Source organism: Thiocystis minor, from assembly GCF_016653465.1.
Lineage (GTDB): Bacteria > Pseudomonadota > Gammaproteobacteria > Chromatiales > Chromatiaceae > Chromatium > Chromatium minus.
The window spans coordinates 1-6820 of the sequence record NZ_NHSQ01000171.1 but is presented as its reverse complement, the minus strand read 5'-3'; the positions used below and the strand labels follow the sequence as shown (position 1 = coordinate 6820).

Genomic DNA, 6820 nt, shown 5'->3' with positions numbered 1-6820 from the left:
TTAACAACTTGCATTGGGTGTACTCCGAATCGAAAGAGACACCGCCCCCGCACGGGAGTGGCGTCCCGTGGGGGGAATCGACCGTCGCAACGGTCGGGATGGTGTCGCTAGGCGGCTTGCGGCTCGGCGTCGCGTTCGGCCTGCACCAGACGCTCCAGGGCAAACTGAAGCACGCTACCCTCGAAGCGGGTGATGAAGTAGTCATGCGCCGATGCCCAGGCGTGACTCTTGGTGGCGCGCGTGACCAGACTCTCGATCTGGGTCAGCGTGGCGGCGTCGATGTCCGCCTCGTTGGCCGCGACGGGCACCGGTTCCGGCTCCGGTTCCGGCGTCGCCTCGGGATCACGCGCGCGGGTGGGCGCGGTGGGCGTGGCGACGACAGGCGTGGCAACGGCCGTGACTGTGGCGACCAGCTCGCCGTCAATCGGCTTGCCGGCCATTTCCTCGGCGGTGTAACTCGCCTCTTCGGGAAAAGCGGCACGCAGGCTGGCGGCCTTGGCGCATTTGATGAGTTGGCCGCGCGGGCGCTTGATCCACATCGACGTCGGCGCTTCGCCCTTGCCCATGCGGGCGTAAGCTTCTTCCCAGTAAGTCGTCTCCGTAAACGGGCAGCGGATGCCCCCGACGATCCGGTAGACCGTGACCTCGCACCACTCGGGAAAGGTGACCTCCGCTTCGATCTCTTTCCAGTTGCCGTTGATCTTCGTGGACCCCTTGAAGGTCCGGGTGATCTCCCGGCCAAACCGTGCCGGGTCCATGCCCGCCCATTGTCCGGTGCGCGCCGCCGTGGTCTGGACTTCGGCGATGCCCGGCCAGACGGTTTCGACTTCACGCCCGAGCGCCGACGACCACATGGTCACCACATGCACCGGACGTTTCATGACATCCAGCCCGCGTGCCTGGCAGTAGCGCACGGCAAGCAGGATGCCCTCGACCGTCTTGGCGGACGGAAAAATGGAATCCACTAACACCTGCCAGGTCGAGAAATCGATCCCGACGTCGGCCAATGTGGTCTGACGAATGGCCAGCCGACAGGCGGGTAACGTGACGATCTTTTGCGTTTGAGTAGCCATGATGAACCTCGAAAAAGGGACACCAGGCCCCTGGGGGCAATGGTGCCCCGGTGGGGAAACATCCGACGATCAGGTCGGATCAGTGACGAGTCACGTTCGTTTTAAAAAGGAATATCGTCGCTAAAATTGTCGGATCCCGACGCATCGGCATGGCCGTCGTCGCCGGAAGCTCCGCTGCCCTGACGGCTGTCGAGCATCTGCAGGGAGCCGCCGATGTCGACGACCACCTCCGTGCTATAGCGATCCTGGCCGTCCTTGTCCTGCCACTTGCGGGTGCGCAGTTTGCCTTCGACATACACCTTCGAGCCTTTATGCAGCTACGTCTGCACGATCTCGGCGAGTTTTCCGAAAAAGACCACGCTGTGCCATTCGGTCCGTTCCTGCTTCTCGCCGGTGTTTTTGTCCTTCCAGGACTCGCTGGTGGCGAGGCGGACATTGGCCACAGCATCGCCGCTGGGCAGTTGGCGGACCTCGGGGTCGGCTCCGAGATTCCCGATCAAAATCACCTTGTTGACACCGGCCATGTTCAATTCCTCGTGGTGGCCATGCGGCGGGCCGCGCGCCGAATGCGCTCAGCCGTCGGAAGGGTTGAAAACGGCGACCGCCAGTGGCAGGACGCCACGCCGGTCGCAAACTTTGCCACCGTGCGCTGGGCACGGATGGCGGCATGGAGGTTCTTCATGCGTTTTCTCCGAAATCAGGGAGACGCATGCTTCCCAAGGGGAAGAGGCGACTCTCCCCAGGGGGTGAACCAGCGGATGCTGGCGGATTGACTGCAAGCACGAGGCTTGCCGATGGTGCGCGCGGTCTTGATGAATCGCCCGCGCAGGCGATAGACGATCTCAACCGGTGAGATCGCAGGAAAATCTGGCGACTGAACGCGGCGCGACAGACGCGGCCACGCGCAGACGACAGATCCCTGGCGCGGAACGGTTCGGTTTGAAGGTCGTGCGGACGCACGTTTCCCGTCGTCGCATCGACGGACGGACGAGATCAGACCGCCAAAGCGGTTTAAGCAGATGACGCGAGGCGTCGAGTCAGAGGGTATCCCGCGACGCCTGCCACGGTTGCAGGCGTTTGGGCCAACGCGCACATTTGATGAAGTCGCTAGCCGGAAGCGACCCGCGAATTGTCCTCCTGACAACTGGTCGTCGACTCCTGTCAACGAGACCATGTTCCGTATGATCACAAGGCATCGAACCGTAAAGCCAGTTTTTCGAGGATTGACGCTGCCGGTGTTCTCCACCGCACGCAGCGTCCGAAACCAATCTTAAGACCAGACACACGCGAACGCAACGGCCACCCGCGTTGCCGACCGGCCTGGCGATCGCCTGGCTCGCAAAGGGTCGACGCGTCGCCAGATGGCGGTCGGTCAGCGCGACGTCCGCGCGCAAGCGCACGGCACCGCGTGTCGTGCAGCAGCATGGCGGTCATTCCGGCGCGGGCCTGGGCAAGGCGGGCAAGGTCTCCGACCAGCCTTGCGTCTCGGCCTCCCGATGAAATCCGGCGACACTGTTCACGTCCTGTAAATTCTCCAGGCGGGTCGCGGTGCGATTGTTCTGGCCTTCGGTGAGATCCGCGAAAGTCATCTTGGCCGGAGTGATGACGAGGTTGGCCGCCGTGAGCATTTGCAGCCATTCGCGCAGGTCGATGGCGGCCCAGTTGACGTGGGCGAGCGTCTCGACGCCGATGCCGGCGCAATTGGGGTGTTTGGCGCTGCCAAACCCCAGGCCGAGTTGCCCTTTAATCTGTTCGCTCAGGATGCGCGAGAGCGGACTGTTAAAGCAGCAGTAGCTATCGCGCGATTCGATACAGGCCCCGAAAAAGGTTTTTTTGCAGTACGAGCCGATGCGATGGCAGGATTTCAGAGCGCGTTGCGCGCCGAGCTTGAATTCGTCCTCGGTGCATTCCCAGATGAGGTGGATCAGGATCATCACGATGGTGTAGATCAGGTACGCCCACATGACGTAGAGCAGCACCGTGCCCACGACGCCGCCGAGTCCGACATTCGTGGTGAGTGCCGTGCCATCGGCGGCAAAGGCCGCGCCGCCGGTCGCGGCATCGGCAAACAGCAGATTGGCGGCTTGAGGGCCGAACAGATTGGCGGTCCATTGCGCGGTCTGCTGCATGAGTTGTTGCTTAAACGCGCTGATGACCCCCTCCTTGGCCGCTTCCGTGGTTGCCGCCGCCGTGTTGCCCGTGACGTTATTGACCGCCGAGGTAAAGCCGTCCTGCACCGCCGACCAGGTATCGACCAGCGGCGAGCGCAGCGTTTCCCAAGCGCCGAAGCCGGGAGTGGCCGTGCCGGCGGCGTTCAGCGTCATGGTGACGCTATCGAGCTTGGCAATTTTGAAGATCAGTTGCAGATAGTTGCCGAGGGAAATCCCGTCGGGCGTTTTGCAGCAGTTGACGATGCCGCCCACCGCCCGCTTGCAGTCGCTGGCGGTGCCCTTGAAAACTTGGCAGGTGCCGCTGGAACAGTCGCTGTCGAGCGTCACGAACTCGGCGGCCTGAAGGGCCGCGACCGCCGCACCGAAATCGCTCGACTGCTCCGGGGTAAACGAGGCGCAGTCGTCGCCCAGGCAACGGATCTCGCCGCCGCAGTTCAGATCCGAGATGCGTGTCGTGTTGGCGATGTCCTCTTCGGTGCCGCAGTCATAGACGCGCTGGCGGACATAACAGACGCCGGTCTTGCCAAGACCGTCCTCGGCGCACTGGTCGCTGATGGCCTGGCATTGCGCATTCGCCTCCAGCGTCGTGCAATTGGCCTGATCGCCGGGGTTGTCCGGGCACTGCTCTTCTCCCGTGGGATCGGTCCAGCAGTCCATCGCACCCTCGTTGAAACGGGTGCAGTCCAGGCTGACGCTCACCGCCATGCAGGCCGCACCGATCCCGGAGAAGTTTTCCCAGGGTTCGTCGCCGCTGACGCCGTGATAGGGCGGGGCCGCGAGTTCGCCGCCGCAGAGCTCCCCGCCCGTCACGCCGATGCAGTCGGCATTCGCATTGCTGGTACAGGTGACGGTGCTGCGACAGAAGCCGTCTTTCACCCGGTCGATGCCCGCTTGGCAGGCCGGCGACCAAGACCAGGAATCCTGATCAATGACCGGGCGGCGCGTGTAGCCGATGATTTCGATCGTGGTGTTGCCGTCCTCGTCGGTGACTTCGCCCCAAATCGGATCCCAGAAAATTTGGGCAGACAGGGCGCGACCGGCGGCGCAAGTGAACTCCGGCTGCACTTTATCGGCGATCAAACAGGCTTCGTAAGCGGGCACATGCACCGTGGTGGGTTGATCGAGAAAAGTCGATTCCCAGGTGCAGTCGCCATAGGTCGCGGCGAAGCTGTCAAGGGACAGCGTGGTGGCATCGCTTAGGGTCCACAGCGGATCGTCTTCAAGCGTCGGGCGCGCCCGACCGACCGGCGCGGTCAGGGTCTGATACGCCTGCGCGCTCGGGGATGCCTCGGCGAACGGCGTGGCCACCAGGTCCGATTGCGCCTGCCAGCCCGCCGCCTGCGCGCCCGCCGGGTCGTCGGAGAACGCGGTCCAGTCGGCGACATCGCCCGCGTCGGCGCCCGGAAAGTAGACCCGAAAATCGTCGGGATGCGCGAAGGGCGTCAGACGGACGGGATCGGCCCCGAGCGTCGTGCCGAACGCCTGCCCGTCGCGGGCGGCCTGACCGAACAGGTCTTGGCCCCAAGTCAGCGCCCATGGTGTCCAGGCGACGGCGACCGCCAGTAGGACGCACAACGCGCGACGCGCGCCGTTAATCAAAGGTGGCGCAGCAGTCATGCCAGCGCCACAGGAGATAGAGGTGATCCTCGCCCAGGCCGGGCACATTGCGCCAGGCTCCCCAGCGCAACTCGCTTTCGCCGATGACATGATTGGAATGAGCCTCCGGGAGGGGATAGAACTGCGACAGGCGGTACTGCGTCTTGGGCAAGGTCAGCGCCAGGGGCGCGGTGCAGAGGGCATCGTTGCCCAGGGTGCGGCGTGCCAGGCCGCGCCGATGCAGGGCGGCCAGCACCCGTGCGCTCGCCAGACTCATCTCGGAGGGGCGGCCGTTGAGCGTCGGCACGCGCCCGGTGAAGGGATAGAGGCTGCCCCAGGCGCCGGCGCACCAAAACAGGGAATCGAGGGGCAATTGCGCCGTGGTCGCCGAGGCCGCATCGACCAGACAGGCCGCCTGCGCGACCGGATTGGCGACGAAGGCCGCTTCGGGGTTGGTGAAGAACGCCAGTTCGTCGTTGTTCCAGGTCGGATCGAGTTCCGACAGATAGAGCAGATCGAAGTCGGTGAAGTGATCGACGTTGCAGGTGTCCGGGAAGAACAGATCGAGCATGACGAGCAGCGGAAAGGCGTAATAGTGATAGTTGTAAAACGCCTTGTCCGAGCCGTCGTAGGCCGCCTGGCCGGGCGTACCCAGGGTCCGCATGGCTCCCAGATCCAGGCGCGCCCCTCCCAGGGCCGGCATGCAGCCGGGTACCCGGATCAATTCCACGAGGCGCGCCGGCTCCCACAGGCTGATGGCGATGCCTGGCATGGGCAGGCCGAGCGCATCGGGACAACTGCAAAGGGCTTGGGTCGCCGCGCCGGCGGGAACCGGGCCGTTGCCGATCGGCACGCCGGCGATGCGGACCGGAAACAGGCAGGCCCAGCACACGTCGGTGATGAGCTTGGCCCCCAAGAGTTCGGCGTCGGGACAAACGGCATTGCTGGCCTGGACCGGACCGCCGATCCCGACCAGGAAAACCAGCGTGACGAGTACGCGGTCAACCATCGCGTCAACCCTCCGGGGGCCATTCGCGCACGACGAGCATGCCCTCCCCCGCCTCGACGACGGCGGGCACCCGTTCGATCCGAAAGCGCGCTTGCACCTCGGGCGTGAGCCGATACAGCGGTTCGCCGAGCGTCTCTTGAACGGCGCGAAAGCCTGCCCATCCCGCGTCCCGATCCAACTGACTGGCCAGATACAACGGCAGCGTCCCCGCCGCGCGACTGGCCTGTCCGCGCCGCGCGACCTCGGCCACCTGCCGGGGATCGCTGGCATCGAAAATGAAGAGGCGCTGACGAAACGGCATCACGTCCAGCGGATTGACCTGTGCGCCGGCCTCGACCAGGCGCGTGCCGTCGGGCAGCTCGACGGGGGCGGTCGCCGTGACCGTTAAATTCAGTCGCCGTTCGCGGAGCACGGTCGCGGTGGGCAGCGCGGCAAAGACGGTGCGTTCCCAGTAGCGCGCCAGGGCCGCGTCGCGCTTGGCCTGCCAATCGACGTTCGCGACACGCCGTTGCAATTCCTCGATCAAATCGGGTTCGTCGATCGCCACGGCGGGACCGCGCACCCCCAGATCGCCGCGTTCGCCCCGGCGCACGCGCGCCAGCAACCACTCCGGGCGATCCAGGCCGGTGACGCGCGCCAGTTCCTCGCCGTGGGCGTTGGTGGCGATCATGGTCGGCGCCAGCTCGACCGCCGGGGTCAGGAAGGGGCGCGGATCGAGTTCCACGTTCGGCAACGTCGTGTCGGTCTCCCCGGCGTCGCGTGGCAACAGGCGATGGATACCCCGCAGAAAGTCGGTCAGGGATTCGTTTTCGGCCACGCCGCGAAACACCAGGCGCACGTTCGGGCGTCCGGCAGCGAGCGCGAACACGTCGCGCAGCGCGGCCTCGCCCAAGGCGCGCGACACCAACAGGGTGACGACGATGGTCGGGGTCGGCACGGTCGCGTCGGTCGGCGAGGGGGCGGGCGACGGG

Annotated in this window: 4 protein-coding genes and 1 pseudogene; all 5 read right to left on the bottom strand. The window is 65.1% G+C overall.

All coding sequences use genetic code 11. The features are described from left to right. Positions 1-107 precede the first annotated feature (107 nt). Positions 108-1073 (bottom strand): phage recombination protein Bet, encoded by a 966-nt coding sequence (gene bet, locus CCR95_RS22540; protein ID WP_201098697.1) that lies wholly within the window; start codon positions 1071-1073, stop codon positions 108-110. 101 nt (positions 1074-1174) lie between these two features. Next, positions 1175-1597 (bottom strand): annotated as a pseudogene (ssb, locus tag CCR95_RS22535) (single-stranded DNA-binding protein). A gap of 906 nt (positions 1598-2503) precedes the next feature. Next, complete coding sequence (gene traN / locus CCR95_RS22525) at positions 2504-4861, bottom strand: conjugal transfer protein TraN (RefSeq protein WP_201098695.1); 2358 nt, start codon at positions 4859-4861, stop codon at positions 2504-2506. After that, positions 4836-5849, bottom strand: coding sequence for a TraU family protein (locus tag CCR95_RS22520; RefSeq protein WP_201098693.1), 1014 nt, complete (start codon positions 5847-5849; stop codon positions 4836-4838). Before CCR95_RS22520 ends, traN begins: the two co-directional genes overlap by 26 nt. 4 nt (positions 5850-5853) lie before the next feature. Then, the coding region (locus tag CCR95_RS22515; RefSeq protein WP_201098691.1) for a TrbC family F-type conjugative pilus assembly protein at positions 5854-6820 on the bottom strand (967 nt) is incomplete at its 5' end.